The organism is Deltaproteobacteria bacterium, assembly GCA_005879535.1.
Lineage (GTDB): Bacteria > Myxococcota > Myxococcia > Myxococcales > 40CM-4-68-19 > 40CM-4-68-19.
In genome coordinates, this window is record VBKI01000089.1 from 26,964 (window position 1) to 53,690 (window position 26,727).

The following is a 26,727-nucleotide window of genomic DNA, read 5'->3' on the forward strand; positions in this document are numbered from 1 at the left end:
CCTGGCCGAGGGAAATTTTGCGCGTTTGTTTCGTCGCCTCGCGTCGGACTGGACAGTCGCCGAACGCGCGCTACCCATTGAGCGAAAGGATTGACCGTCATGGTGAAGACGTTCGTCTTCTTGCTCTCCGTCGTGCTCGCCGCGCCCGCAGTGCTCGCGCAAGCAGGACCTCCCCCTCCGCCGCCCGACGACGCCCAGCCCGTTGCTCCGCCGCCGGAATCACAACCACCGCCGCCGCCTGCTGCCGCACCTCCGACGTCGCAACCGATCGAGCCGCCGCAGGCGACGGGTAACACGTCGGCCGCTCCCTCGAGCGTACCCGGGGAATGGGTCTACACGACGCAATACGGCTGGGTGTGGATGCCGTACGACCAGCAGTACACGCACGTCGTCGAGACCAGCGGCGTCGCGTACATGTTCGTGTTCTATCCCGGGTTCGGATGGCGCTGGGTCCTGTCGCCCTGGGTGTTCGGGCTCGGCCCGCGGCCGCACTTCGCTCATGGCCCCGGCCGGTTCGCCTGGTATGCGCGCCCGTGGTTCCGGGCACATCCCCTGGTTCGCCGCAAAGTCGTTCGAACGCACCGCCGCTGAGCCGCTACTGCGCCCAGCGCCAGGCGTCGCGCCAGGCGCTGCCGCCGCGGTCGATCGCGGCGAACACCACGAAGGCCTGCGGAGGTACGGCAGCGATGTCCACCGGGTAGGGGAGGATGCTGCGCTCGCGGAGCGAGTGATCGAACTGGGGAAGGGGGAGCTCGCTCCAGTGCGCGCCGCCGTCGGTGGAGGACAGGAGCTCGAACGCTCCGCCGGGCGCGCTGCCTGGCCCCGGCCGTCCGGAACCGAGGGCGATCTCTCCTTCGGCGTCGCTTTCGTTCGCCATCGTATCGACGAGCGAGTCCCAGAACTGCTGCGTCGGCACATAGGCATAGAGCAGCTTGTCTCCCGCGATCCCCGTCAGCCGCCGCCCCGAGTTGAAGCGCGCGAGGAGTCGCTGCGGATCGAGGAGCGTGAGGAACATCTCGGACGGCACGGCGCGCGCAGCGGGCTGCGCTGGCTGCGCCGGCTGCGCCGGCGGCGCGCTGCCGCGGCCCCCACGACGGCCACGGCCGCCGCCAGCAGGTCCGCCGCCTCCCGCGCGTCCGCCACCGCGGTCTGATCTGCGAGGCGTGTCCGGTGCCCGTTCGACCGTCAAATGTGCCCGCCACTGTCGTTCCAGCACGGCGCGAACGGCCACGGGCGCCTCGTCCATGCGCGCCCACGTCGCGCCCTCGTCCGTGGAACGAAACGCCGGAGCGGCGATCGCGTGGAGCAGCTTGTCGCGGCCAGGGAAGCCGAACGAAGCGCGCAATGCGCTCGCGTCGATGCGAGCGCCGCGAAGCTGCCCGTCCAGCGCCGCAGCCAACTGCGGCGATCGCCGCACCAGCGCCGCTCCCTCGATCATCGGGTCGGCCGCGACGGCCCACACTTTGCCGTCCACCACGGCGAGCCACGCGTCGAGGGCCAGGGAGCTCCGCTGCCAGAGCGTACCCCCGTCGTGCGTGACCCACACGGCATCCAGGCCGGCCCGCCTGGAGTCGCGGCCATCGACGAAGGTCAGCGCCGCCACCGCCGCGTCAGAGGTCGCATCCAGGAGCGTCGTCAGCGGTGGGGTCTCGCGCGCGGCCCGGACGGACATGTAGATGCTCTGCCGATCGACGGCGATGCTGCGCGCGCGCCAGCCGGCGGGGATCTGCGGTGTCAACGTCTTCCAGCTCTGGGCGCAGTCCTGCGACACGTACAGGTGTCCGGCCGACGCTGCGTAGATGGCTCCTCCCGCCACGGCGAGCGCCTCGACCGCCATCTCGTTCGAGGAGCGCCAAGTCTTCCCCCCGTCCCTCGAACAATGGATGTGTGCTCCCCCGAGGCCGACGATGATGGATCCGTCGAACATCACGTCGCGAAAGCGTCCGTCCGTCTGCGCAAACGTCCAGTCCGCGCCGGCGTCCGTGGAGACGAACACGCCGTCGTGCGGCTGGGAGACGACCGTCGCGATGGTCGTGTCCGACCCGAAGACGGCCTCGATCCGCGCATCGTCCCGCGTCGAGGTGAAGAGATGGAAGCGCTTCCGCTCGTAGCGCAGGGTCATCGCCGAGGGTCCCGGCGGCGGCGGATCCAGCGGCAGGGCGCGATAGGTGGCGCAGGCGGCCAGCGCGACGAAGACGATCCGCCACATGCCGCCACGGACTCGCGTGCGAGAGTCGAAGTTACGTTTCGGATTGTGTCTCACAAGCCCGGACATCGCGATCATCCGCCTCGCATGCGCGGTCGGCGCGTCGAACTGACGTGACAGCATGCCGCAATCGTGGCATCCCGGGGCCGATCCGCCGTCAAGGAGACCCGAAATGCAAAAGATCACGCCGTTCCTTTGGTTCGACACACAAGGGGAGGAAGCCGCGAAGTTCTACATCTCGATCTTCAGGAATTCGAAGATCACCGGCACGACCCGATATGGAGAGGCGGGCCCCGGTCCGAAGGGCTCGGTCATGACGGTGGCGTTCAACCTCGACGGGCAGGACTTCGTGGCGCTGAACGGCGGCCCGCAGTTCAAGTTCACCGAGGCCGTCTCGTTCGTAGCGAACTGCGAGACGCAGCAGGAAGTGGACGACCTGTGGGAGAAGTTGTCCGCGGGTGGGGAGCGGTCGAGATGTGGCTGGCTCAAGGACAAGTTCGGTCTCTCCTGGCAGGTGGTCCCCACCGTTCTGGGACAGCTGTTGCAGGACAAGGATCCGGCAAAGTCCGGGCGCGTGATGGAGACGATGCTTCAGATGGACAAGCTCGACATCAGGAAGCTGAAGCAGGCGCACGCCGGAGGCTGATTACCGAGGGAGCTCGACCCGGAATGTGGAACCGAGGCCCGGCTCGCTCATGAGCTGGATGGTGCCGCCGTGCGCCTCGATCACCTTTCTCGTGATCCAGAGGCCGAGGCCGAATCCGCCGAATCGGCGGCGGGAGACGGCGCGCTCGAAGCGCTCGAAGACCCTTCTCTGATCGGCGGGATTGATGCCGATGCCGTGATCGCGGACTTCGAGCACGACGCGCTCCCCGTTCTCGCTGAGCTGGACTTCCACCGGCTTGCCGGCGCCGTACTTCACGGCATTGCTGATCAGGTTGTCGATCACCTGGTCGAGCCGCAGCGGGTCCCAGCGCCCGGTGAGCTTTCCTTCCGACTGCATCTCGACCCGACAGCCAGCGGTCGCGAGTTGTCCCTCGAATCGCGCGAGGCTCTCGCGCACCGACGACGCCAGATCCACCTCCTCGCGCTGGAGCTGGAAGGTGCCGGTCGCCACGCGCGACACCTCGAGCAGCTCGCCGATCAGTTTCGCCATCCGGAAGAGAAGCCGATTCGCGGTCTCCATGCTTTGCAACGTCTCCTCACGACTCGGTCCTGCTTCGGATCGCTGCAGCCGATGGAGGAGGTTCTGTACATGGAGCGAGAGCGCCGTCAGCGGCGTGCGCAGCTCGTGGGAGGCGATGGAGAGGAACTCGTCGCGGGCGTCGACGGCGCGATTGCGCTCGGCGATGGCCGCGCCGAGGACCAGCGCGGTTGCCGCCGCGATGCCCATGAACGCCTGCAGGCCGAGGAGCGAGTCGGCAAGGACGGCCTGTGCGAACGGGCCGAAGCCCATCACGGTGCCCGCGGTGGCGATGGTGGAGACGAGGAAGACCGAGACGGCCGCGCCGTACTGGCCAAAGCGCAGCGCTGCCCACGCCAGCAGCGGGAAGAGCAGGTACGGGTGGCGATACAACGTGATCGAGCCCGGAAACAGGTTGCCGAAGACTAGCAGCGCGAACGTGACGAGTGCGCAAGCGAGAAACACCCCCTCCGTTACGATCGCCGGCAACCTGCGCACCGGCGGCCTTGCCCAGAAGACGAACAGCAGCGGCGCCACCACCAGATCGCCCAGCGTGTCGCCGATCCACCACGCCCGAAGCGTTTGGCCCACGTCGGCGGCCTGGACGATGCCGCCGACGCGAAGGCTCTCGACGCCGATGAACGCGCTCAACGCCGTGCTTCCGATCGCGGCGGCGAAGATCAGGACCACCACATCGGACACGCGGTCCAGCCGGGGCTGGAAGCGCATGCGTTGGAGAAGCCACGCGCCGACCACCGCTTCCAGCGTATTGCCGCAGGCGATGGCTAACGCGACCAGGAGCGGGGCGCCGTGGACCAGGTTCACGAGGAGCGCGGCTGCGAACACGGCGGGCCAGAGTGAAAACCCGTAAAGGTAGAGAGCAACGAGCGCGATACCGGTCGGCGGCCAGACCAGCGTGGCGAATCCCGCCAACGAACAGAAGAGCGCAGCCCAACAGCAGCTTCGTATTGCCCTTCCCCGCGCCCATGCGCCGCAATCTCCCCGGTTGGAGCGCGGTGTCTACCAGCATCGGCGTGGAGTCGCATCTGGTATGTTCCGGCCGGGAAGGGAGAGAGCGAGCGATGCCGACCGGATTCGTCGAAGCCGATCTGAAGAGCGAGGTCGCATCGCTGGACGAGTTGCTCAGGGTCACCCGCGTCCGCTTTCGCCGGGGCGAAACCGGGTTTGCTTCTTCGCAGAAGCTCATCGATCTGGACCTGGAGATTCGCAATGCGCTGCAGCGTCCGCTCTCGGCGGATCTACAGGTCGAAGTCCGCCGCTTGACGGCGCGTCTTCGCGCCCTCGATCCTCACTGAGCCAATCGCCGTTCAGGGAGCCGCGGCGGTACCCCCGATCGCATTCGGGCATCGCGCAAACCGGCGATCCGGTCCATAGTGTCTGCGTGGCATCGTCCGTGGTCGAGGATTTCCCGCCTTCAACCCGAGCGGCATCGCGGCTCATCGGCGGGGAGCTGCTGGCTCTGGCGGCCTCGTCGCTGCTCTATCCTTTCGGACTCGATGCCAGCCGGAAGCGGACGGCACGACGGGCGGAGCAGCGCACCGTCGTCTTCGTCCACGGCTACCTGGGAAATCGCTCGTCGTTCTACCCGCTGGCCTTTTTCCTGAGGATGCTCGGCATCGGTCCGCTGCTCTCGTTCAGCTACTCCGCGGCGCAGGGGATCGAGGGCGCAGCCATCGAGCTGCGCAACTCGCTGCGTCACCGCGTTCGCGGCGGTCGCATCGATCTCGTCTGTCACAGCCTGGGTGGCCTGATCGCGCGGACCTGGCTGCAGCTCCTCGGCGGCGCGCGGCGCGTCGATCGCTGCATCCTGCTCGGCACGCCCGACCGGGGCACCTACAACGCCTACTGGCTCCTCTCCCGGATCGGTCGCGAGGTGCGTCCCGATTCGCCCCTCATCCGTCGGCTGGACGCCTCGCGCGCAGCCGCTTCGTCGGTGCGGTTCTCGTCGATCGTCGCCGGCTCCGACAACATCGTCATCCCGCGCGTGTTCTCCGCGGCGGAGGGCGAGGTCATCCACCTGCCCGACGTCGGGCACATGGGTCTGCTCTTCTCGCCGGCGGTCTTCCGCGCCGTCCACCAGCGGCTGCTGCTCGCCAGTGGGCGACCGGAGGATTGAAGAGAGCATGGTCAGCGACAAAGAGCGCCGCATCGCCCTGTTCATCGATTTCGAGAACCTCGTGACGAACACGGGGATCAGCCCCTCGACGTTCGATCTGCAGCCGGCGATGGACCGGCTGCTCGAGCGGGGCAAGGTCGTCTTCCGTCGGGCGTATTGCGACTGGTCGCGGTTTCGCGAGGCGACCCGCCGGTTGCACGACTTCGGAGTGGAGTTGATCGACGTTCCACCCTCGACCCGAGCCGGCAAGAACGGCGCCGACATGCGGCTGGTCATCGACGCGCTCGAGCTGTGCTACGCCCGCGAGCATATCGATACCTTTGCGATCGCCTCCGGCGACAGCGACTTCTGTCCGCTGGCGTACAAGCTGCGTGAGAACAACCGGATGCTGATCGGGCTGGGCGTGAAGGGAGCGACCTCGCCGTTGTTCGTGAAGGCTTGCGACGAATTCGTCTACCTCAAGCCGCCAACAACCACGACGAAGGCAGCTGCTCGCCGCGAGTCGCCGCGAAAGACATCCGGGGAACGTGCCGCGCGCGAGATTCCGCCGATTGCCCGCGAGGTCGTCGCCGGCCTGCTCGCGCGCGCAACGGGTCCGTTGAACCCGTCATTGATCAAGGAGACCATCGTCCGCAAGGAGCCCGACTTCGACGAGCGGGAGGCAGGATTCTCCACCTTCAGCAGGTTGCTGCAAGAGATGGAACGGCAGGGCCTGCTCAAGCGCCAGCAGCTGAACGGGCGCCAATGGTACGTACTGCCGCCGGATGCGGCGGGTTCCGAGAAAGAAACGGGTCGCGGTGAGGACCGGAACGATGCACCGTCGGATGCGCAGAGGCGAGAGAGTGACTAGCTTTCCTGGCGCTCCGGATGAGCGCGGTGCTCGGGAGGAGCGATGTCGGAACTACCGGTCAATGGGGGACCCAGAGTCGCGATGACGCAGGTCATCGGGGCCCGGGACGGCGGCAACGGCGCCGGTGAACTGCTTGGCGAAATCGAGTCCGTCGGCGTCAGCGTCGGATGGAACCGCGTCACGCTGTCGGAAACGGCCCGCGCCGCGCTGCACGCCATTCTCGAGCGCAATGGCGGCGTGATGGATCGTTCATTCGAGCTGAGGCACGGGGCGCTCAAGCTGCTTCGCTGCCGGATGCTCAGCGCCGGCACGCGCTCGCAGCTCACCTTCGACGGCAGCGAACGGCACGGACGCCGCTCCTGACGATTCGAGAATCCGCCGGATTCAGGAGATCCAGCGCGCCGCGTGCGTGGGGCACGTCGCGAGCCACGGCTGCTGCTGAAGCGCGTCGCGGTCGAGGTTCACCCCGCAGACCTCACATCTGCCGAACGCGTCGGTATCGAAGGCCTTGATGGCGCGGTCGATCTGCTCGAGGAAGTTTCGCAGCCGCAACTCGGGATCCTGATCGGGACCGGAGGGCACCGGCAGCGAGGCGAGGTCTACCTCCTTGCCGGAGAGAACTGCCTCGAGGAGATCCGCGACGTCCTGGCCCTTGTGCAGCAACGCGGACTTCCAGGCAGGATCGGCCCTCATGCAGGCTCCGGTGGCGCGCGCCGCTCGGCGCCTCAGCGCGGCCGCGCGTCGGCGAACGCGTCAAGCCAGGTATCGCCCTGGCCCTCGATGGATCGCACGGTTCCTCCCGCGCCGTTGCCGACCTTGCAGCTGTACCGGGCGAGGCGACCGCGCCGCATTCCGCGCCGCGGGCGAAATTCGATGGTGGCGCTCGCGCCCCAGCGTCTGGCCGCTTCGGCCCGGGCCTCGTCCGGCGTCATGTCCTTCATCGGGCTCCTGTCAGAGCGGACCAAGCACGCGCCGTAGCGTCGCGTGATCGTGCGATCCGGCCTCTGGCATTTACCACGAAGCGGGCGGTGGCGTCCTATCGGGCGATCGCGACGACCATGCTCGCCGCATACTCGTTCGCTACGGCTTTCGGTAATCGACGCCATCTGCAGCGACGGACGCGGCATCATCGCCGGGAGCGACAAACAGACGCAAGGCGCGTCTCGGAAGTGAAGCCATGACAGATCGGGTTGCGAAGTCCAACCGGGAGGCACATGCTCCCGCCCGCCGACCACGCCGGTCGGTGACGAGGTCATCATGCGAAAGCTCGCAGCCGCTGTCGCCATCGCGTTTGCCGCCCTGTCCGCGCAGGCCGTCTGGGCCTGCGACCAAAAGACGGACACCGCCGAGCAGCCGCAGCAGAAGCCGGCCGTCGCCGAGAAGGTGCAGAAGCAAAACAAGCAAAAGAAGGCGAAGAAGACCGAGAAGACCGAGCGGTCGGAAAACACCGCGGTCGCCCGCGCCGACAAGTAGCTCGCCGTCTCATCCGGCCGTTGCGCGGTGCGTTCCGGTCCGGGGCAGGTTATAGAGCCCGTCGGCCATGAATCGGAAGCAGACGGGCTTCAACCTTGCATTTGTGCTCATCGCAGTGATGGGCGTGCTGGTCGTGCAGGACTTCTGGGCGCGGCGGCAAGCGGTCGCTACCATTCCCTACAGCGAGTTCCAGAAGCTGGTCCGCGAAGACAAGGTTGCCAGCGTCGTCGTCGGGCAGGACCAGCTATCGGGCGAGCTGAAGGAACCGATCAACGGCAAGAAGCGATTCGTCGCCGTCCGCGTCGATGCGGACATCGCCAAGGAGCTGGACCAGCACGGCGTCGAGTACCGCGGGCAGTTCGACTCGAACTTCATCACCATGCTCCTGTCGTGGATCGTACCGACGGCCTTGTTCTTCGGCATCTGGGTCTTTCTCGGCCGCCGGATGGCGAAACAGCTCGGCGGACCCGGCGGCGGCCTGATGGCCATCGGCAAGTCGAAGGCCAGGGTGTACGTCGAGACGGACACGAAGGTCACCTTCGCGGACGTCGCGGGAGTCGACGAGGCGAAGGCCGAGCTGCAGGAAGTGGTCTCGTTCCTCAAGGACCCGAAGGAGCACGGACGGCTCGGCGCTCGGATGCCGAAGGGGGTCCTGCTGGTCGGTCCTCCGGGCACGGGCAAGACGCTCCTCGCCAAGGCAGTTGCCGGTGAGGCCGGGGTAGCGTTCTTCTCCATCTCCGGGTCGGAATTCGTGGAGATGTTCGTCGGCGTGGGCGCCGCCCGGGTGCGCGACCTGTTCGAGCAGGCCCGCGCCAAGGCGCCATGCATCATCTTCATCGACGAGCTGGACGCGCTGGGCCGCGCCCGCGGCGCCGTTCCGGGGCTCGGCGGTCACGACGAGAAGGAACAGACGCTGAACCAGTTGCTCGTCGAGATGGACGGGTTCGACCCGACCTCCGGGATCGTCCTGATCGCCGCGACCAACCGGCCCGAGATCCTCGATCCCGCACTGCTGCGGGCGGGTCGCTTCGACCGGCAAGTCCTCGTCGACCGGCCGGACCGCATCGGGCGCGAGGAGATCCTGAGGGTGCACACGCGCAAGGTGCTCCTCGCCGCGGACGTCAAGCTCGAGGAAGTCGCTGCGCTCACCCCGGGTTTCACCGGAGCCGACCTCGCGAACCTCGTGAACGAGGCCGCCCTGGTCGCCACCCGCCGCGGCGCCAACCAGATCGCCATGAACGACTTCAACTTGGCCATCGAGCGGATCGTGGCGGGGCTGGAAAAGAAGAACCGGCTGCTCAATCCGCGCGAGCGCGAGATCGTCGCCCATCACGAGATGGGCCACGCATTGGTTGCGGCGGCGCTTCCCGGCACCGATGCGGTGCACAAGATCTCGATCATTCCGCGGGGAATCGGGGCCCTCGGCTACACCATCCAGCGTCCCACCGAGGATCGCTACCTGATGACGCGCGAGGAGTTGGACAACAAGATGGCGGTCCTGCTCGGCGGTCGTGCGGCGGAGCATCTCGTCTTCGGACATCTCTCGACCGGCGCCGCCGACGACCTGGCGAAGGCCACGGACATCGCCCGCAGCATGGTGACCCGATTCGGCATGGGCACTGCGCTCGGTCCGGTGACGTACCAGACGGAGCCGAGCTCGTTCCTCGGACAGGCCTTCGGATCGCAACGGCTCTACGGCGAGGAGACGGCGAGGGAGATCGACGTCGCGGTCCGCGGCATCATCGAGGCGCAGTTCCAGCGCGCGCGAGCGCTGCTCGCGACGAACCGCGCGCTCCTCGACGAGGCGGCCCGCGTGCTCCTGGCGAAGGAGACGCTCGCAGGGGAAGAGCTGGAAGGCATCCTCGGGCGCGTGGGGAAAGAATCAGGCCCGCGCATCGCCGCTACTGCGTAGTTCAGCACGCATCAGATTCCCTTCCGGCGGAGTCGCCAGCCGATTCGCCGGTGCGCATCGTCCGCCCGTCAGCTCAGTTGGCTGCGGAGCGTCCATGAGCACGCGGTGTTCAGTGGTGACCAGGACATGGATCTGGATCGCCGTCGCATTGGCGGTGGGAGCATTGACCGGGGTCGTCAGCGCCGGTCGTTCCCCAGCGAACGCCGAGCCTGCGGCAAAGTTCTCTGCAATGCCCTGAGACTCAGCCCGTATCCGAACGGTGACATGACGTCTTGACGTCGAGGGCCGACGCGGATCCCATCCGCCGCAACCAGCGCACGTTGGCGGCGAGGGCGCTCCGCAGGGTAGGCTCGCAGCGGTATTGCACTCGATGCGCGGTGCAGGTCTCCTCGACGATTCTGGAGAGCGCCGGATAGTGCAGGTGGCAGACGCGCGGGAACAAGTGGTGCTCCACCTGGAAATTGAGCCCTCCGAGATACCAGCCCAGCAGCGTGTTGCCCCGCGCGAAGTCTACCGTCGTCGCCAGCTGATGCTCGGCCCAGTCGGACTCGACGTCGCGGCTGCCGATGAATTCAGCCTCGTCCACGCAGTGCGCCAGCTGGAAGGCGTTGGCGAGTACGTTGCCGAGGACAAAGAGGGCGAGAGCCCAGATCAGCACCAGCCCCCATGAGGGATGGAGAAGGGCAGGCAGCAAGAACGCCCAACAGATGAAGAGCGCCTTTCCCGCCAGCGCGATGACCAGCGTTCGCCCGCGCGCAGCCGGGAACTGGCGCCCGGCGATGCGGCCGGTGGCGAGCTCGCGAGCGTCGTCGACGAACCACCACTGGAGAGGGAAGAGGCCGTAGAGGAGCCATACGTACAAGTGCTGGAAACGATGGTGCCACCGCCGCGACTGCCACGGCGCGAGGCGCAACAGCGGGCTGCCGGCCTCGATGTCCGGATCGAGCCCGGACACGTTCGGGTATGCGTGGTGCATGACGTTGTGCTTGAGGCGCCAGAGGAAAGAGCTCGCGCCCAGCAGATCGAGCGTGAACGACATGATTCCGTTCACGCGCGCGCTCGAGGAAGTGCCTCCGTGGTTCGCGTCGTGCATGACCGAGAATCCCACCCCGGCCACGGCCAGCCCGACGGAGATGCTCAGCAGCGCCGCCTGCCAGGCGTAGAGCGGAACGAACATCAGCAGGCCGTAAGACATGGCGAGCCACGAGATCAAGGCGGCGGTCTTCGCGCCCATCGCCCAGCCGCCGTGACGCGAGCGCGCGGCGCCCTCGAAAAACTCCTCCACGCGACGCGTGAGATCGGTATGGAAGGGTCCCCGCGCCGGAAACCGGACGCGCTCGAACTCGTTCGGCATATGTCTCCAGGAAGCGATTGATCGAACGGGTGAATCTGCTTCAGACGATAGGTGCCGCCGGTCACCGGCGTGTCACCCTCGAACGGGGCGAGCGCTCGCCCGAGAACGCCATGTAGCAGGATAGGCGCTGACTCAGAGCCCGGCAAAGAAAGCGCCGATGTCCTGCGCGAGCAACTGCGGTTCCTCCGTCGCGGCGAAGTGACCACCCCGCGGCATCGGGGTCCAGCGCCGCAGATCATAGAGACGCGCGGCCCATTCGCGCGGCGGAATGCCTTCGCTGATGAGCTCGTTTGCGAAGATGGCGATCGCGGTGGGGACGCGGACAAGGTCCTGCGGCCCAATCGGAACGCGGAACCATCGGTTGTCGTAATAGTCGCGCATCGACGACGTGATGGTCCCCGTCGCCCAGTAGATGGTCAGATTGGTGAGAAGGAAGTCGCGTGAGAATCGCCGGTCGGCGTCTCCGCCGGAGTCGGCCCACGAGCGCCATTTCTCGAGGATCCAGGCGGCGAGCCCGGCGGGCGAGTCGTTCAGTGCGTATCCGAGCGTCTGCGGCTTGGTGCCCTGGATCGCCTTGTAGCCGTTCTCGGCCTGCCAGAACCTGTCGTTGCGCTCGACGTAGTCTCTCTCCGCGTCCGAGAGGGGTCGCGCATCGGGCCCGACGTACGGGGGGATCTCCAGGTTGCTGAGATGGAGACCGATCATCGGCTGCGGCTCGTCCAGTGCCATCAGCGTCGAGACTCCCGCCCCGAAGTCGCTCCCGTGGGCCGCATAGCGCGCGTACCCGAGCCCGCGCATCAGCCGATGCCACAGCGAAGCCGTGAACCGGTAGTTCACGCCCGTGCGCGGAGGCCGTTCCGAGAAGCCGTAGCCCGGCAACGAAGGAATGACGACGTCGAACGCCGGCCCCTCGATGCCGTGCGCTTCCGGATCGGTCAGCAGCGGCAGGAGCGGGAGCAGCTCGATGAACGTGCTCGGCCAGCCGTGCGTCAGGATGAGCGGAAGTCCCCGCCCGCGCCGAGCCTTCTCGTGCACGAAATGGATGTGCACGCCGTCCAGGTCGGCGCGGAAATGCCGGAGGCCGTTCAGCTTGCGTTCCTGCGCGCGCCAGTCGAATCCGTCAGCCCAGTACGCCAGGATTCGCTTCAGGTAATCGAGGTTGGTGCCCTGGTCCCACCCGGTTCCAGGCACCTGATCGGGCCAGCGCGTGTTCAGGATGCGCGAGCGCAGATCGGCGAGGACCGAGGCGTCGACCTCTATCTTGAACGGCTCGATGCGCATCGCGCGATCGTGCCTCGCTTCACAAATGCAAACAATCGCAAAACGCCGGCGCAACAACTTCGGCGCCGCGCCGCGTGTCCGGAAATGCAGACAGTCCGGCGCCGCATGACGCGGCATCCGCGGTTCACAGGAGGAACATGATGATGCGATCAGTGTTCGGCTTCCTTGCCGCAGCGGCGGTGTGCGGCTGCGGCACAGACAGCAGCTCCATTTCGAGCGCGCTCACCAGCACCGCCACGTCCGCGTCGAGCGACGGAGGAACTCGCGGCACACCGTCGGCCGAAGACATCGCCGCCTGCAGCGGCAAGGCGGCCGGCGACGCCTGTACCGACATCTACGACGGCGGCGATCCGGGCACCTGCCAGCTGGCCGCGGACGGAACCACCCTCGCGTGCAGCGAACAGCACGGGGACGGTGGCCACCCCTGCGGGCCCTGACGCTGCAGCACGAGTTGGGTCGCGGGCTTCCCCTCCCCTGACCCATACGGGGGCGGCGCCGTCCGGGGTCGGCGCCGCCCCTGGCTTTTGTGACAGACTGGCCCCATGAGGAAATCGTCGGAATCCCTCTGGCTTCGGACGGTTGCCGATCCTGGTTTCCCGGCCCTCACCGGCGATGCCACCGTGGACGTCTGCGTCGTGGGCGGCGGGATGGCGGGCGTCACCGCAGCGCGTCTGCTCCAGCGAGCCGGCAAGCGCGTCGCCCTCCTCGACCAGGGAAAGATCGGCAACGGCGTGACAGGCTTCACCACCGCGCACCTGACCGAAGCGCTCGATACCCGCTACTTCGAGCTGCGCAAGACGTTCGGCAACGATGGCGCGCGGCTTGCGGCCCAGTCGCATCGCGCGGCGATCGAACACATCGCACGGACCGTCGACGAGGAGAAGCTCGACTGCGGTTTCCGCTATCTGCCCGGGTATCTGTACTCGGAGGAGTCGCCGGATCAGATCGTCCAGGAGCACGAGGCGGCGCGGGCTTGCGGGATCGAGGTTGCCGTTCTCGACCGGGCACCGTTGCCGTTCCCCACGAAGAAGGCGCTCCGGTTCGAGCGGCAGGGGCAGTTCCATCCGCTGCGGTATCTGCTGCCGCTCGCGCGGCAGGTCGCGCAGCGGGGCGGCTTGGTGCACGAGCAGACGCGCGCGCTGGACGTCAGGGACGGCGAGCCCTGCACCGTGCGGACGGCGCAGGGCTTGGTGAGGGCGACGCACGTGCTCGTCTGCACGCACACGCCGGTGAACGACAAGTTCTTCATGCACACGAAGCTCGCCCAGTACCGATCGTACGTCGTCACGGCCCGCCCGGTGCAGCGCATCGACGGTCTCTTCTGGGATGATGCCGACCCGTACCACTACTTGCGCATGCACGATGGGCAGCTCATCGCCGGCGGCGAGGATCACAAGGTGGGACAGAAAGCGAACACGAACGAGGCCTACGATCGCCTCGGCGAGTACGTGCGCGCCCGATTCGACGCGGCGGTCGAGGGCGAGTGGTCGGCGCAGGTCGTGGAGCCGGTGGACGGACTGCCCTACATCGGTCGCAATTCGCTCAACGCGCACGTCTTCGTCGCGACCGGATTCTCCGGGAACGGCATGACCGGCGGAACGCTGGCGGCGATGCTGCTCGCCGACCTCGTGCTCGGGAAGTCGAACGTCTGGGAATCCCTGTACAAGGCAACGCGCCTCAGCGCCGGCGCCGCGCTCGAATGGACGAAGGAAAATGTCGACTATCCGTTGCACCTCGTGGTCGGGGCACTGAAGGGCGCCCCGGCGGACGCTCTCGAAAGCGTCGCGCGCGGAGAGGGGCGCATCGTGACCGTCGCGGGCAAGAAGGTGGCGGCCTTCCGCGACGAGGATGGCAAGCTCACGCTGCTCTCGCCGACCTGCACGCACATGGCGTGCACGGTGAGGTGGAACCCAGCGGAGAAATCGTGGGATTGCCCCTGTCACGGCGCGCGGTATGACGTCGAGGGCGAAGTGCTGAACGGGCCCGCGATCAAGCCGCTAGCGAAAAAGCAGCCATGAACATTGCCGCGCAGGTGCTGGAGGTCGCGCGACGGTTTCCCGAGCGCCCCGCGATCACCGCCGACTCCGCCACCCTGACGTACGCGCAGCTTGCCAGCCGCGCAGCCCGGCTCGGCGCTGCGCTCCGCGCGCGGTCCGGAGGTTCCGGAGCGCGCGTCGTTCTCTACCTCGAGAACTGTCCCGAGTTCTTCGAGATCCTGCTCGGTTGCTGGAGCGCGGGATTGTGCGCGGTTCCCGTGAATGCGCGGCTCCATCCGAAAGAGGTCGCGTGGATTGTCGAAAAGACGAAGTCGAGGCTCGTTTTCGTCACCCCTGCGCTTGCCGACGCCGTCGCGAGCGGTCCTGGACTGACGGTGATCTCCACCGGCGGCAGCGATTATCAGGCGCTCCTCGCTGCCGAACCGATCGTTCCCCCGCCTGCGGCAGCCGACGATCCCGCCTGGGTATTCTTCACCAGCGGCACCACCGGCCGCCCCAAAGGCGCTGTCCTGACGCACCGCAATCTAATGTCGATGAGCCACGCCTACTACGCGGACATCGATTTCATCGACGAGCACGACACGGATCTGCACGCGGCGCCGCTCTCACACGGCTCGGGCCTCTACGCCATTCCGCACCTGCTCAAGGGGTCGCATCAGGTCGTGCTCGGCGGGTTCGAAGCGGCGCGCGTGTGCGACGCGATCGCGCAACACGAGAACGTCAGCTTCTTCGCCGCGCCGACGATGGTGACGCGTCTGGTGCAGAGCGAAGCCGCGCGGACAGCCGGCTTCGCAAACCTCAAGACCATCATCTACGGCGGGGCTCCCATGTACGTCGCCGATCTGAAGCGCGCGCTGGCGCTCTTCGGGCCGCGTCTCTATCAGCTGTTCGGACAGGGCGAGTCACCGATGACGATCACCGGGCTCTCCAAGCAGTTGCACGCGGCGGCCGATCACCCTCGATACGAAACCTTGCTCGCGTCCTGCGGCTACGCCCGGACGGGCGTCGAGGTGAAGATCGTGGACGAGCAGGACCGCGAGCTCCCGCCTGGCGAAGTGGGGGAGGTGATGACGCGGAGCGAAGCGGTGATGCAGGGCTATCTGGACGAGCCTGCCGCGACCGCGGAGACGCTGCGCGGCGGTTGGTTGCACACCGGCGACGTGGGATCGATGGATGCGGACGGGCTGCTCACGCTAAGGGACCGCTCGAAGGATCTGATCATCAGTGGCGGCAGCAACATCTATCCGCGGGAAATCGAGGAGGTGCTGCTACGGCATCCCGGCGTGCTGGAAGCGGCGGTGGTGGGGCGGCCTCATCGGGAGTGGGGCGAGGAGGTGATCGCCTTCGTCGTCGCACGGCCTGGCGCGTCGGTGTCACAGGCGGCGCTCGACGCCATCTGTCTCGACAACATCGCCCGCTACAAGCGGCCGCGCGAGTATCGTTTCGTCGACGCGCTGCCGAAGAACAACTACGGCAAGGTGCTGAAGACGGAGCTGCGCCACAAGCTCGGGGAAAACGGGAAGCCGTAATGCCTTCAGCGCGGGTCCCACTCGCGCGCGGCTTGTGATACGCGGGGGCATGCAACGATTTCCCTTCCTTTCGCTTTTCATCCCCGCCCTCTGCCTCGCCTGCGTCACGACGTCGACGCACGAAAAGGGCATCGCCGATCTGAACGAGCAGCATCAAAAGGAGCTGGAGAAGACCCGTGCCGACGAGGCTGCGAGGCTCGCCGAGATGGAGAAGGCGCGCAAGGATCTGGAGACGAAGCTCACCGACGCGCAGAAGCGGGCCGACGAGCTGAACAAGGTCCTGCAGGGAACCGCCGCGGACAAGGAGAAGCTCGACAAGCTCCTGCAGGCGACCAACGCGCAGCTCGAGGACCTGGGTCGGCAGAAGGCTGCCGCCGAAGCGCGCGCGGCGACGTACAAGTCTCTCACCGACCGGTTGCGCTCGATGATCGATGCCGGAAAGCTCTCCGTCCGGATCCGCAAGGGGCGGATGCTCATCTCCCTGCCCAACGACGTGCTCTTCGACTCGGGCAGCGCGGTACTCAAGAGGGCCGGACAGGATGCGGTCGCCCAGGTGGCGCAGGCCCTCGCGGGATTCAGCGATCGCCAGTTCCTGGTGGCCGGTCACACCGACGACAAGCCCATCCGGAGCGCGCGATTTCCGTCCAACTGGGAGCTTTCCACGGAGAGGGCGGTGGTGGTGACGCGCTTTCTGGTGAGCAAGGGAATGAAGCCGGATTCGCTGGGCGCGGTGGGATACGGCGAGTTCGACCCCGTCATCGCGAACGATTCCGACGACCACCGCGCGCAAAACCGGCGGATCGAGATCCAGCTGCAGCCGAACCTGAGCGAGGTGCCCTCGATGGACGACCTGGCGAAGAAATCCGGTTAGTCACTGCCGCGCCGGAGGTGCGGCTTTGCGACTATTGCTTGAGACTGGCCAGCGCGACCCATGCCGCCAGGGCGCACTCGCGCTGCTCGGTTGCCCACGGCCTGCCTGAAGCAGCGCCGGCGGAATCGAGCCGTGCCCGCGCCGCGCTTTGCGTGAGTCCGAGGACCTCCTGCGCCCGCGCCGGAAGCGATTTCGCCGGAAGGCGCACGCGTCGATCGTCGGCTGGACTTCGTTCGCGGACAGGCCGCGCTCGTGGCCGACGTGATAGACGACGGCGGCCTCGAAGGTCTCGCGCATCGTCACGCGCTGCTTGGCGACGATCTCGACACTGCCGTCCGCTTCGGCTACGAGAACGCCGTAGGCCCACCCGATGTGGGCCTTGAAGGCGAGCGTGGCCCGTCGCTTCCGGGAAGGCGAAGGCACGCCTGCCATCGTACACCGCGCCGGGAGGCGAATCCCTGCGCCTTCACCGAGATCGAACGCGAATACCATGCGCTATCTCGAAGATTTCCATGAAGGCCAGGTCTTCGAGCTCGGGGAGGAGACCATCCGCGAGCAGGAGATCGTCGAGTTTGCCCGGCGCTTCGACGCGCAGCCTTTTCACGTCGACGCGGAGGCGGCCAAACGCTCCATCTACGGCGGGCTGATCGCGAGCGGGTGGCACACCGCGTCGTTCTTCATGGGGCTTCTGGTGCGCAGCCTCCTCCACGACGTGGCGAGCATGGGCGCAGGCGGCATCGACGAGCTGCGCTGGCTGAAGCCGGTGCGGCCCGGAGACACGCTGCGCGGGCGCCTGAACGTGGTGGGAACGCGGCCGTCAACGAAGCATGCCGACCGGGGCCTCCTGACCTGCGTCGGCGAGCTGTTCAACCAGAAGGACGAGCGCGTGCTCCTGATCCGCTGGTCCGCGATGATCGCGCGGAGGCGGCCGTGACCGCGCAGGTGCGCATCTGCATCGACGTTCCGGACCTCGAAAAGGGCATCGCCTTCTACACGCAGGTGTTCGGCCTCACCCTGGGGCGGCGGCTTGGCCGGGGCTGGGCGGAGCTCCTCGGCGCGTTGGCGGCGATCGATCTTCTCGCGGAGCCGGCCGGCAGCGCGTCGAGCCCGGGATCCAGCGCTGCACGGGATTACAAGCGCCACTGGACGCCGGTCCATGTCGACTGGCCCGTGCCCGATCTCGACGCGGCCGTCCGGCGCGCGCAGGCGGCCGGCGCCGTTCTCGACCGCGACGTACAAACGAGGAAATACGGCCGGCTCGCCAATCTGGCGGATCCGTTCGGCAACGGCTTCTGCTTCCTCGAGATGCGCGGTCGCGGCTACGACGAGCTAGTCGCGGCCGCCGAAGGCGGCTTAGTCGCGGCCGCCGAAGGCGGCTTAGCGACTACTTCTTGAGACTGTACAGTTTGTCGAGATGCGCTCTAGCCGCTGCCGCACCGAAAGGTGCAGCTTTGCGGCTATCGCTTCAGGCTGTACAGGTCATGAGATGTCGCGGCCGCGGGATTACCTCCAGCGGATCCTCACTTCCCGTGTCTACGACGTGGCCGTCGAGACTCCACTGGAGCGCGCGCCTGCCCTCTCCTCGCGGATCGGCAACGACCTCCTGCTCAAGCGGGAGGACATGCAGCCCGTCTTCTCCTTCAAGCTGCGCGGCGCTTACAACAAGATGGCCGCGCTCCCCGACGCTGCGCTGAAGCGCGGGGTGATCGCGGCATCCGCCGGCAACCACGCGCAGGGCGTCGCGCTCGCGGCGCAACGCCTGGGATGCCGCGCGGCAATCGTCATGCCCGTCACCACGCCCCGCATCAAGATCGACGCCGTCGCTGCCCGTGGCGCCGAGGTGGTGCTGGTGGGCGACTCGTACGACGAGGCGTATCGGCATGCGAAAGCGCTCGAACGGCGCCGCAAGCTGACCTTCGTGCACCCCTACGACGATCCCGACGTCATCGCCGGACAGGGCACCATCGGGATGGAGATCCTGCGCCAGCACCCGGCTCCCATCCACGCCATCTTCGTGGCGGTGGGCGGCGGCGGACTCATCGGCGGCATCGGCGCGTACGTGAAGCGGCTGCGTCCGGAAGTGCGGGTCGTCGGCGTGCAGCCGTTCGACTCGGACGCGATGTCGCGGTCGCTCCAGGCGGGCCGGCGCGTCACCCTTCCGCACGTCGGACTCTTCGCCGACGGCGTCGCCGTGAAGAGGGTGGGGAAGGAGACGTTTCGTCTCGCCCGCAGGTACGTCGACGAGATGATTCGGGTCGACACGGACGCGATCTGCGCGGCGATCAAGGACGCATTCGAGGACACCCGTTCGATCCTCGAGCCCGCGGGCGCGCTCCCCGTCGCCGGCGCCAAGGCCTATGCCGAGCGGACGGGGATAGAGGACGAGACGCTGATCGCGGTCGCCTGCGGCGCCAACATGAACTTCAACCGCCTGCGCTTCGTTGCCGAGCGCGCGGAAGTCGGCGAGCGGCGCGAGGCCATCCTGGCGGTGACGATCCCCGAGCGTCCCGGCAGCTTCCGCCGTTTCTGCGCCATCCTCGGACCCCGGAACATCACCGAGTTCAACTACTGGATGGCGGACGCCGAGCGGGCGCACGTGTTCGTCGGCGTCGGAATCAACAGTCGCGCCGAGACCGCCGCGATCGTGCGCACCCTGCAGCGGCACGGCCTGAGCACCCTCGACCTGTCCGATGACGAGATGGCCAAGCTGCACGTGCGCCATCTCGTCGGTGGCCACGCGGCGCTCGCGCGCGACGAGCTCGTGTACCGTTTCGAGTTCCCGGAGCGTCCGGGTGCACTGCTCCAGTTCCTTTCCCGCATGCGCACCGACTGGAACATCAGCCTCTTTCACTACCGCAACCACGGCGCCGACTACGGACGCGTGCTGGTGGGCATGGAGGTCCCCGCGGCCGAGATGCCCGAGTTCAAGCGCTTCCTTGGAACGCTCGGGTACCCCTGCATCGACGAGAGCGGGAACCCCGCATACCGGCTCTTCCTCGGATGAAGTCCGCTCACGTCGCGCCGAATGCCACCCTCAGCGTCAGCACCTCGACCCCGGGGTTGCGGGTCCCGAGGTGCGCGTTGGAGATGTGGCTGAAGCCGACCCCGACCCGGACCGTCGGATCCGGCGCGACCGAAAGCTCCAGGGAGGAGCGGAACTCGACGACGTGGCCGAGATCGCCATCCCCGCGCGCGAGCACGATCCCCGGTGCGAACGCAGGCGTCAGCCGCAGGCTGCCGGCGAGTGGGATCTCGAACGCGACGCCGGAGTAGACGTACGCGGCACCGCCGGTGGTCGTCAGGAGTCCGGCGACGGGGCGAACCACCGCCCAGTGCCAGGGGCCGCGCAGCTCCAGCTCCATTCCCAACGAGTGTGGGATCTCCTTGCGCATGCCGTACTGTCCGGTGGCGATCGCGACGGCCGCACGGTCCCCGCGCGCGGAGGCGGCCGCGACCAGCAGCAAGGCGGCCGAGACGGAGGCGATGCGACGGCGCGGCACTCTCCTTTGATGCACCATCTCAAAGTTCGGGTCCACCGAAGAGTCCCGGGGCAAACGCCCGCAGCAGGCCGAGGGCGCCGCCGGCAAGGACGACGGCGACGACGTTCAGCCGCCACTTCCAGAAGGTGAGGGCCGCGAACGCCGCGAGGCCGAGGACGACCGTGATCCAGTCAACCGTTCCCGACGCCATGAAGGCGACCTTCGCCAAGGGGATCGAGACGGAAAACATCAGTCCGACCACGCCGCAGGTCACGCCTTTGAGGAACGCCTTCATCCCCGGCCTCGAGGTGAGCCAATCCATGTGCCGCGCAGCGCCGAGGACGAAGACGAAGGAGGGAAGGAAGAGCCAGAACGTCGCCGCGACGGCCCCGAGCCAGGGCACGCCGCGGGCGTTGCCCGCGAGGTACCCGACGAAGATGCCGATCGAGATCAGCGGACCGGGCGTGGTCTCGCCGAGCGCCAGCGCGTCGATCATCTCCCGATCGCCAATCCAGCCATAGCCGGCGACGGCGCCCTCGCGGATGTACGGCAAGACCGCGTACGCGCCGCCGAACGAGAACAAGCCCACCTTGAGGAAAAACGACGAGATGTCGAAGAGACGCTGTCCCGTCGACTCCGCCGCGCCGGCCGCCGGCCACAGAAGGACGGGCAAGGCCGCAAGCGCCGCAGACCGCCGGCCGCGGACGAGACCGACGAGGCCGCATCCGAGGAGCACGAGCAGGAAGGGCGCATGTCCGAAGAAAAATGCGACGAAGGCGATGCAGGAGAGCAGCACGGAGAAGGTATCTTTCAGCGTAGCGCGCGAGATCCGGACCAGTGCGGCGAGCAGCAGCGAAAGGCCCACCGGACGGAAGCCCCAGAGCACGCCGAGCACCTGCGCTGTCTTGCCGAACCGGACGTAGATGAAGGCGAGCGCGGTGAGCGTCATGAAGCCGGGGAGGATGAAGAGCACACCCGCGAGCGCGCCACCGGCGTATCCACCCTTGCGGTACCCGATGTAGATCGCGAGCTGCAGCGCCTCCGGCCCTGGAAGCACGTGGCAGAAATTCAGCGCGCGGACGAATTCTTCTTCATCCAGCCACTTCTGCCGCTCGACGACCTGCAGGTGCATCAGCCCGATCTGGCCGACGGGACCGCCGAAGGCGAGCCACCCCAGCTTGAGGAAGTACCAGAAAAGCTCCCTCATCGTAGGCTTCAAGGCGGCGGCTCCGTGGCCGGATTGCCGCACTATACGTCGGCTGCTAAGAGTCGAAACCTCCGGGGAGAGTTGCACATGCGCTGGATTCGGATCGTCGCCCTTGGTCTGACCCTGATGCACTGCGGTGGGGAAGAGTCGAACTGGCGCGACCTCGCCGCGAGATGCGCGACGCCGCGCACGGGAACGGATCCGTTCACGGGTCAGGCGTACCCGGACAAGAGGGCGACGCTGACCGACGAAAAGAGCTGGCTGAAGGCTTGGACCGACGACACGTACCTCTGGTACAGCGAGGTACCGTCGGTCAATGCCGCGCAGTACACCAGTGTGACGGACTACTTCGATCAGCTGAAGACGCGCGCGACAACGCCTTCCGGAAATGACAAGGACCGGTTCCATTTCTGGTATCCGACCGCGGATTGGGAACAACTCTCCCAGTCCGGCGTCGAACTCGGGTATGGCATCACCTGGGTCGTCCTGTCGCCTCCGAAGACGCTGCCACGGAACTGGGTAGTCGGGTACGTGGAGCCTAACTCGCCAGCGGACGGAAAGATCATGCGAGGTGCGCAACTCAAGCTCATCGATGGCGTGAACATGGAGACCGCGAACACGCAGGCCGAGATCGATGTGCTCAACGCCGGCCTCTCTCCGGCCAACATTGGAGAACAGCACACGTACACGGTCCTGGATCCGGGCAGTACCCAGAACCGCGACGTCCCCTTGCAGGCTGCCGGCATCACCACCAATCCCGTCCCCATCACGGGCGTCGTGATGGCGACCAACGGGAAGAAGGTCGGGTACTTGCTGTTCAACGATCACATCGCCACCGCCGAGCAGAGGCTCGTCGATGCGGTGACTTCTCTCAAGGCGCAAAGCATCAACGAACTGGTGCTCGATATCCGGTACAACGGCGGCGGCTATCTCGCGATCGCGAGCGAGATCGCCTACATGATTGCGGGCTCGGCCAGGACATCCGGGAAGATCTTCGAGCAGCTCACGTTCAACGCAAAGCATCCGTCGACCGATCCGGTCACCGGAAAGCAGATCACCCCGACCCCGTTCTATACCCAGACGCTCGGATTCTCCGCCGCGGCAGGCACACCGCTGCCAACCCTGGATCTGCCGCGGGTCTTCGTTTTGACAGGCCCTGGCACGTGCTCCGCGAGCGAATCGGTCCTCAATTCGCTGGACGGCGTCGGCGTGCAGGTGATCCAGATCGGCGCGACGACCTGCGGCAAGCCCTACGGATTCTACCCGGAGGACAACTGCGGGGTTACCTACTTCTCGATCCAGTTCAAGGGCGTAAACGCGAAGGGCTTCGGAGATTACGCGGACGGCTTTGCTCCGGCGGCGACGGCTCCGGTCGCAGGCTTCACCGGTTGCGTGATGGCGGACGACTTCACCCGCCCCCTCGGTGATGCAGGGGAGAACCGGCTGGAGACGGCTCTGAACTACATCACGACGGGGTCTTGCGGAACGCCTGCCGCAGCCACGGCGCTCATCACCGCACCGGGACCACGCGGCGACGGCGAGGTGCTGAAGTCCGTCTGGCGCCAGAACCGCATCATGACGATGCCCCGGACCGGCCGCTAATCCATATCGATCGTCTGGAAGTTCCCGCCCGCGTCCAGCACCGTGCCCCACACCTTGTGGGACGCCTGGTGCTCGCTCATGCCGAATCCCATGGATGCGCCGACCCCGAGGTCCAGGCCGCGCAAGGACTCGAGGGCGTCGACCAGCGACTCGGTGGTGAAGTCGCGGCCCGCGCGCCGCAATCCCTCGATGAGCAGGGTGGCGGCGAGATATCCCTCGAGCGAAACGAAGTCCGGCTTCTCGCCGAGCGAGTATTTGGGCAAGAGATCCTGGTAGCGCATCACGGCCGTCGCCTTGCTGTGCGGCAGCGGGACCACCTGCGTGACGATGACGCCTTCGGCGACCTTTCCGCCGTACGCCATCAGCTCGTCCGCCAGCGCCTGGCTGCCGACGAACGAGACATTGCTGAAGACGATGTCCGGCCGCTCCGCCTTCACCTTGTCGATGAACTTCGCCGCCGCCCTGTACGTCGAGACCATCACCACCGCCCGCACGGGGCGGCGGCTCTTGAGCAGCGTGTCCACCGCCTCGGCGACGTCGGTCGTGTTCCGCTTGTAGCCGACGCGCAGCGTGCGCTCCGGGTTGCGGTTGTACTTGCGCATCATCTTCGCCACGCCGTTGAACCCCGCGTCTCCGTAGCCGTCCTGCTGAGCGAAGACCGCGATCTCGTCCGGCGGAATCCGCCGGACGTCCACCAGGTACCGGACCGTCGACGCCGTCTCCTCCGCGTAGCTGGCGCGGTAGTTGAAGACGTAGCGATCGGGCGGATCGCGCCGCAGCAGGCCCGCGCCGGTGAAGGGACCGAAGAAGAGCATCTTCTTCTCCAGCGTGTACGGCACGGCCACTTCCGCGGTGGGCGTCCCGACGTTCCCGACGAATCCGAACACGTTGCGCGCCTCCGCCAGCTCCTTCATCACCGTGCGGGTACGGTCGGGCTCGTAGCCGTCGTCGAGAGCGACGAGGCGCAGCTTGCGCCCGTTCACGCCGCCCGCCTCGTTCGTCGCGGCGAAAGCGAGATCGATGCCGGTCTTCATCCCGCGGCCCAGCTCCTTGGCGGGGCCCGAGAACGGCGCCGCCATGCCGAAGACGATCTCCGTGTCGGTGACGCCCGGAACGCGCGAGCGCGTCTCGGCCTCCCGGTGGACCACCGCCGCCGCCTGCTGGCGCGCGGCCAGCGCTGCCGCTTCCTGCTGCGAGCGCCACCAGAGCGCACCGCCGACGACGGCGATGGCCACCGCGGCCGACGCGACCACGATCAGCAGCATGGGGGAGCGCGGGGGCGGCGGGGGATGCGACTTCGGAATCATGATTTCCTCCGGTCCCGCGGCGGACTCGCCGGCGTCTTTTTTCGCGCCGTTCGACTCGTCGTCGGACACCATCTCCTCGAGCAGGAGCTTGTTGCAGGATTCCCAGATCGTGCGCTTCTCGGTGGTGACGTTGAGATCGACGTGGAACTCGCCCTCGCGCAGGCGCATGGCGCGGCGGACGGCGTCGAGGCCGGTCACGTGGCCGAAGCGGGCGTCGACGATCTCGCCCTTCTCCATGAACACGACCACGTCGTGCTCCGGACCCGCGGGTGACACGATCGTCACCGCCGCCGTCTGCCGGCTGATGCTGTAGAACTGAATGAGGTCGGTGAACGACGTCTCCGACAGGTTTCCGCTCAGCGCCACCCGTCGAGCGTACGACGGAGAGCAGGGCAACGCGAAATCCATCGTCAGTTGGCGCATCGCGCCGTCTATGACGGCCATCACGGGGGCGCGGTAGGCGTTTGTCGGGAATGTCCCTACCGGTACTTCACTGCTCCAACGTGTCGCAGGATGCCGCGGAACCTGTGTCGAGACCCGTCTTGAACCAGCGAGCGCGTTCGCGGGCGGAGCCGTGCGTGAACGATTCCGGCGAGACACGGCGGCCCGCCATCTGCTGGATGCGATCGTCTCCGACCGCGGACGCGGCGCGCAGGCCCTCTTCGGCATCGCCGGGATCGAGGAGCTGACGCTGCGCCGCGGAGTGGCCCCAGACGCCCGCGAAGCAGTCCGCCTGCAGCTCCAGCTTCACGGAGAGGGCGTTGCGCCGTGAGGGATCCAGCCGCGTCGCGCGCTCGACCTTGGCGGTGATGCCGAGCAGGTTCTGCACGTGATGCCCCACCTCGTGCGCGATCACGTACGCCTGGGCGAAGTCGCCCGGGGCTCCGAATCGGCGCGCCAGCTCCCGGTAGAAGCCGAGGTCGATGTACACGCGCTCGTCGGGCGGACAGTAGAAGGGCCCCATCGCCGCGCCAGCGCCGCCGCAGCCGGACTGCGTCTCGTCCCAGAAGAGGACGAGCTTCGCATCGCGGTATCCGCGCAGGTTCTGGCCCCAGAACCGCTGCGTGTCGTTGAAGGAGCCGACGGCAACTTTCTCCAGCGAGGCTTCATCCTCTCGCCGCTGTTCGGCCTGCGGTCCTTGCGCCTGCGTGGCCGCGCCATTGTCTCCCACGAGCGCGAAGAAGTTCTGGCGGAAAACTATGCTGAGGACGCCGAGGAGGAGGATGCCGCCGATGCCGAGGCGCCCGCCGGTGATCAGGCCGCGCCGGTCCTCCACGTTGGATCGGTCGTCGTCGCCGCCGAGCCGCATCCGGACAATCTGCGTCGGCGCCGCCGCGCCCACAACCTCTCAGCGGGGGAGCAGACGTTCGAGCTTCTCCTGCGCATCCGCCGCGAAGCCCAGCGTCAATTCGCCATCCACCTCGATGATCGGGCGCCGCACTCGGCCACCGTCCCCGGCGAGCCAGGCGATCAGCTTCTCGCCGGAGAGACCTTCCGATTCCTTGCGCCGCTTCGGCGCGACGAGCTGCTCCACACCGCCGGCCTTTTTCGACAGGGCGCGGAGCTCCGCCGCGGTGAGCGGCTCCTTGATCAAGTTGCGCTCTTCCACCGTCTGCTTCTTCCGCGCGAGAAACTCCCGCGCCTTCATGCAGCCGGTTCAGCCGGGCTTGCCGTAGTAGCGGATCATGCGCGCCAATCTATCCGGATACCTCTCGCAATGCATGGTCCCGAATTGCCAAGCTCAAACATAGCCGCTAGTGGCCTTCGGCCGCCGCGGCTACCGGAGCGCGAACGGCCACAGATGCAAAATCTTCGCGGCGACGGCCGCTGCTGCGACGAGCACCGCCGCGGTCCAGAACAGGCGGCGGCGCCTGCGCGCCTTGCGGTCCTCGAACGGATCGTCGAGAGAGCGCCTCGCGCCCCGTGGCAGCACCTTGAGATCCGTGAGCGCGGCCCCGAGTGGGATGTTGACGCGGACTCGCCCGTTCACCGCCCATCCATTTGCCTCCAGCACCGGCCCGAGCGTCCGCTGTCGCAGCTTGAGCCAAGCCAGCAACACCGAGGGACCCGAGATGGCGAGCATTGCCCCGAGGATGGCAAACGGTTTCGCGTACCAGGGTTGCAGGTTCATGAAGCCGGAGACGAAGCCGCCGAACAGCGTTCCGACCGCGCCGATGCCGACGCCGAGCGCCGCGACGATGCCCACCATCTTGCCCACGTCCACCGGACCGCTCGCCTGCGGAACGATGCCGGAATCCGCCGCAGCCTTGAGGCGCGCCTCGTTCTCGCGCTCTTTCGCCTCGGCGAACTTCTGCACCTGCTCCTCGATCAGGCGGAGT

Annotated in this window: 28 protein-coding genes and 1 pseudogene; 16 read left to right on the plus strand and 13 right to left on the minus strand. The window is 67.2% G+C overall.

All coding sequences use genetic code 11. The annotated features are described in order from the left end of the window. Nucleotides 1–161 precede the first annotated feature (161 nt). A pseudogene (locus E6J58_20900) lies at nt 162–254 on the minus strand (dicarboxylate/amino acid:cation symporter). A 106-nt stretch (nt 255–360) separates the two neighbouring features. On the opposite strand from E6J58_20900, the gene E6J58_20905 reads away from it, so the two are divergent. Continuing rightward, nucleotides 361–591, plus strand: a complete 231-nt coding sequence (locus tag E6J58_20905) for a hypothetical protein (GenBank protein TMB33323.1) — start codon at nt 361–363, stop codon at nt 589–591. A 4-nt stretch (nt 592–595) separates the two neighbouring features. Here E6J58_20905 and E6J58_20910 read toward each other — a convergent pair whose 3' ends face one another. Continuing rightward, nucleotides 596–2,209, minus strand: coding sequence for a hypothetical protein (locus E6J58_20910; GenBank protein TMB33324.1), 1,614 nt, complete (start codon nt 2,207–2,209; stop codon nt 596–598). Between the two features lie 169 nt (nt 2,210–2,378). Between E6J58_20910 and E6J58_20915 the strand changes: the two genes are divergently transcribed. Then, nucleotides 2,379–2,852, plus strand: coding sequence for a VOC family protein (locus tag E6J58_20915; protein TMB33325.1), 474 nt, complete (start codon nt 2,379–2,381; stop codon nt 2,850–2,852). Here the strand turns inward: E6J58_20915 and E6J58_20920 are convergent, their stop codons facing one another. Next, nucleotides 2,853–4,322: a hypothetical protein gene (locus E6J58_20920; protein TMB33326.1), complete on the minus strand. Its 1,470-nt coding sequence runs from the start codon at nt 4,320–4,322 to the stop codon at nt 2,853–2,855. Between the two features lie 149 nt (nt 4,323–4,471). Between E6J58_20920 and E6J58_20925 the strand changes: the two genes are divergently transcribed. From E6J58_20925 to E6J58_20940, 4 genes are all read left to right on the plus strand, one after another. Beyond that, the gene (locus tag E6J58_20925; GenBank protein TMB33327.1) at nt 4,472–4,705 is read left to right on the plus strand and encodes a hypothetical protein; all 234 of its coding nucleotides are present in this window, start codon (nt 4,472–4,474) and stop codon (nt 4,703–4,705) included. Nucleotides 4,706–4,791: 86 nt separating this feature from the next. Further along, nucleotides 4,792–5,526: an alpha/beta fold hydrolase gene (locus tag E6J58_20930; GenBank protein TMB33328.1), complete on the plus strand. Its 735-nt coding sequence runs from the start codon at nt 4,792–4,794 to the stop codon at nt 5,524–5,526. Between the two features lie 7 nt (nt 5,527–5,533). Continuing rightward, complete coding sequence (locus E6J58_20935; GenBank protein TMB33329.1) at nt 5,534–6,376, plus strand: NYN domain-containing protein; 843 nt, start codon at nt 5,534–5,536, stop codon at nt 6,374–6,376. A gap of 81 nt (nt 6,377–6,457) precedes the next feature. Next, complete coding sequence (locus tag E6J58_20940) at nt 6,458–6,739, plus strand: hypothetical protein (GenBank protein TMB33330.1); 282 nt, start codon at nt 6,458–6,460, stop codon at nt 6,737–6,739. Between the two features lie 21 nt (nt 6,740–6,760). On the opposite strand, the gene E6J58_20945 is transcribed toward E6J58_20940, so the two are convergent. Further along, on the minus strand, nt 6,761–7,069 hold the full coding sequence (locus E6J58_20945) for a hypothetical protein (GenBank protein ID TMB33331.1): 309 nt from the start codon (nt 7,067–7,069) through the stop codon (nt 6,761–6,763). 32 nt (nt 7,070–7,101) lie between these two features. Then, the gene (locus E6J58_20950) at nt 7,102–7,317 is read right to left on the minus strand and encodes a hypothetical protein (GenBank protein TMB33332.1); all 216 of its coding nucleotides are present in this window, start codon (nt 7,315–7,317) and stop codon (nt 7,102–7,104) included. A 316-nt stretch (nt 7,318–7,633) separates the two neighbouring features. Between E6J58_20950 and E6J58_20955 the strand changes: the two genes are divergently transcribed. Further along, the gene (locus tag E6J58_20955) at nt 7,634–7,849 is read left to right on the plus strand and encodes a hypothetical protein (GenBank protein ID TMB33333.1); all 216 of its coding nucleotides are present in this window, start codon (nt 7,634–7,636) and stop codon (nt 7,847–7,849) included. 67 nt (nt 7,850–7,916) lie between these two features. Then, complete coding sequence (hflB, locus tag E6J58_20960; protein ID TMB33334.1) at nt 7,917–9,761, plus strand: ATP-dependent zinc metalloprotease FtsH; 1,845 nt, start codon at nt 7,917–7,919, stop codon at nt 9,759–9,761. Between the two features lie 241 nt (nt 9,762–10,002). Here the strand turns inward: hflB and E6J58_20965 are convergent, their stop codons facing one another. Beyond that, the gene (locus E6J58_20965) at nt 10,003–11,115 is read right to left on the minus strand and encodes an acyl-CoA desaturase (GenBank protein TMB33335.1); all 1,113 of its coding nucleotides are present in this window, start codon (nt 11,113–11,115) and stop codon (nt 10,003–10,005) included. A 132-nt stretch (nt 11,116–11,247) separates the two neighbouring features. After that, nucleotides 11,248–12,396: an epoxide hydrolase gene (locus E6J58_20970; GenBank protein TMB33336.1), complete on the minus strand. Its 1,149-nt coding sequence runs from the start codon at nt 12,394–12,396 to the stop codon at nt 11,248–11,250. Nucleotides 12,397–12,533: 137 nt separating this feature from the next. Between E6J58_20970 and E6J58_20975 the strand changes: the two genes are divergently transcribed. The 7 genes from E6J58_20975 to ilvA all read left to right on the plus strand — a co-directional run bounded on the left by E6J58_20975 (nt 12,534) and on the right by ilvA (nt 19,797). Continuing rightward, entirely contained in the window at nt 12,534–12,833 is a 300-nt protein-coding gene (locus E6J58_20975) for a hypothetical protein (protein ID TMB33337.1), read from the plus strand. Between the two features lie 105 nt (nt 12,834–12,938). Continuing rightward, nucleotides 12,939–14,414 carry an FAD-dependent oxidoreductase gene (locus E6J58_20980; protein TMB33338.1) on the plus strand — a complete coding sequence of 492 codons (1,476 nt, stop codon included), beginning with the start codon at nt 12,939–12,941 and terminating at the stop codon, nt 14,412–14,414. Beyond that, nucleotides 14,411–15,922 carry a long-chain fatty acid--CoA ligase gene (locus E6J58_20985; protein ID TMB33339.1) on the plus strand — a complete coding sequence of 504 codons (1,512 nt, stop codon included), beginning with the start codon at nt 14,411–14,413 and terminating at the stop codon, nt 15,920–15,922. Before E6J58_20980 ends, E6J58_20985 begins: the two co-directional genes overlap by 4 nt. Nucleotides 15,923–15,971: 49 nt before the next feature. Next, a complete protein-coding gene (locus E6J58_20990; GenBank protein ID TMB33340.1) occupies nt 15,972–16,793 on the plus strand; it encodes a hypothetical protein in 822 nt (273 codons plus the stop codon). A gap of 490 nt (nt 16,794–17,283) precedes the next feature. Then, nucleotides 17,284–17,727: a MaoC family dehydratase gene (locus tag E6J58_20995; GenBank protein TMB33341.1), complete on the plus strand. Its 444-nt coding sequence runs from the start codon at nt 17,284–17,286 to the stop codon at nt 17,725–17,727. Then, complete coding sequence (locus E6J58_21000; GenBank protein TMB33342.1) at nt 17,724–18,188, plus strand: VOC family protein; 465 nt, start codon at nt 17,724–17,726, stop codon at nt 18,186–18,188. Before E6J58_20995 ends, E6J58_21000 begins: the two co-directional genes overlap by 4 nt. A 91-nt stretch (nt 18,189–18,279) precedes the next feature. Then, complete coding sequence (gene ilvA / locus E6J58_21005; protein TMB33343.1) at nt 18,280–19,797, plus strand: threonine ammonia-lyase, biosynthetic; 1,518 nt, start codon at nt 18,280–18,282, stop codon at nt 19,795–19,797. 7 nt (nt 19,798–19,804) lie between these two features. On the opposite strand, the gene E6J58_21010 is transcribed toward ilvA, so the two are convergent. After that, nucleotides 19,805–20,329: an acyloxyacyl hydrolase gene (locus E6J58_21010; protein TMB33344.1), complete on the minus strand. Its 525-nt coding sequence runs from the start codon at nt 20,327–20,329 to the stop codon at nt 19,805–19,807. Next, a complete protein-coding gene (chrA, locus tag E6J58_21015; GenBank protein ID TMB33345.1) occupies nt 20,313–21,479 on the minus strand; it encodes a chromate efflux transporter in 1,167 nt (388 codons plus the stop codon). Before chrA ends, E6J58_21010 begins: the two co-directional genes overlap by 17 nt. An 87-nt stretch (nt 21,480–21,566) precedes the next feature. Between chrA and E6J58_21020 the strand changes: the two genes are divergently transcribed. Continuing rightward, entirely contained in the window at nt 21,567–23,081 is a 1,515-nt protein-coding gene (locus tag E6J58_21020) for a peptidase (protein TMB33346.1), read from the plus strand. Here E6J58_21020 and E6J58_21025 read toward each other — a convergent pair. From E6J58_21025 to E6J58_21040, 4 genes are all read right to left on the minus strand, one after another. After that, nucleotides 23,078–24,556, minus strand: coding sequence for an ABC transporter substrate-binding protein (locus E6J58_21025; protein TMB33360.1), 1,479 nt, complete (start codon nt 24,554–24,556; stop codon nt 23,078–23,080). The genes E6J58_21020 and E6J58_21025 overlap by 4 nt on opposite strands. A gap of 322 nt (nt 24,557–24,878) precedes the next feature. Beyond that, nucleotides 24,879–25,697: a hypothetical protein gene (locus tag E6J58_21030; GenBank protein TMB33347.1), complete on the minus strand. Its 819-nt coding sequence runs from the start codon at nt 25,695–25,697 to the stop codon at nt 24,879–24,881. Between the two features lie 39 nt (nt 25,698–25,736). Next, nucleotides 25,737–26,036: a hypothetical protein gene (locus tag E6J58_21035; protein TMB33348.1), complete on the minus strand. Its 300-nt coding sequence runs from the start codon at nt 26,034–26,036 to the stop codon at nt 25,737–25,739. Nucleotides 26,037–26,165: 129 nt separating this feature from the next. Then, complete coding sequence (locus E6J58_21040; protein ID TMB33349.1) at nt 26,166–26,705, minus strand: hypothetical protein; 540 nt, start codon at nt 26,703–26,705, stop codon at nt 26,166–26,168. Nucleotides 26,706–26,727 lie beyond the last annotated feature (22 nt).